At 47.8% G+C, this 548-nt stretch carries 1 protein-coding gene; it reads right to left on the bottom strand.

The window, feature by feature from the left end; translation table 11 throughout:
- The coding region (locus R7Q48_RS30160) for an NAD(P)H-hydrate epimerase (protein ID WP_318134077.1) at positions 1-532 on the bottom strand (532 nt) is incomplete at its 3' end.
- Positions 533-548 lie beyond the last annotated feature (16 nt).

Below are 548 nucleotides of genomic sequence, written 5' to 3'. Positions count from 1 at the left end.
CGTCACCTAAAACTGAGCCAGTGTTAGCGCACAAGCCGGACGGGATATCGACCGCAATAACTGGGCACTGAATTTGGTTGATCTGCTCTATATAACGACGATATTCAGTTCGGACTTCACCCTTTAGCCCCGTGCCTAACATAGCGTCGATGATCACTTCCGCTTCAAGTAACGCAGTATTCCAATCATCCCAACTGCTGTTTTTACCATCAACGGTTTGCCAGTCTTGATACGCACGCAAAGCATCGCCCTGAAGCTGCGTTACATCACCGATTTGAAAAACTTGAACATTCAGCTGAGCTTGTTTTGCAAGGGATGCAAACACGTAGCCATCGCCGCCGTTGTTGCCTTTGCCACAAACGACAAGAACGTTTTTCGCTCTTGGGTATAAATGAAGAAATCGTTCGTAAACAGCCATGCCAGCTCGCTGCATTAAGCTATACATAGAAACGCCTGCCATGTGGGCGGCAGCCACTTCTCCGTTTTTGACTTGCTCGGCGGTGTAGAGTTTTAAGGCGAGATTAAAGTCCATATTTACGTTCTGCGCA

This window comes from Vibrio sp. 378 (genome assembly GCF_033339435.1).
The sequence above is the reverse complement of the archived record's forward strand: the minus strand, read 5'-3'. Positions and strand labels throughout refer to the sequence as shown.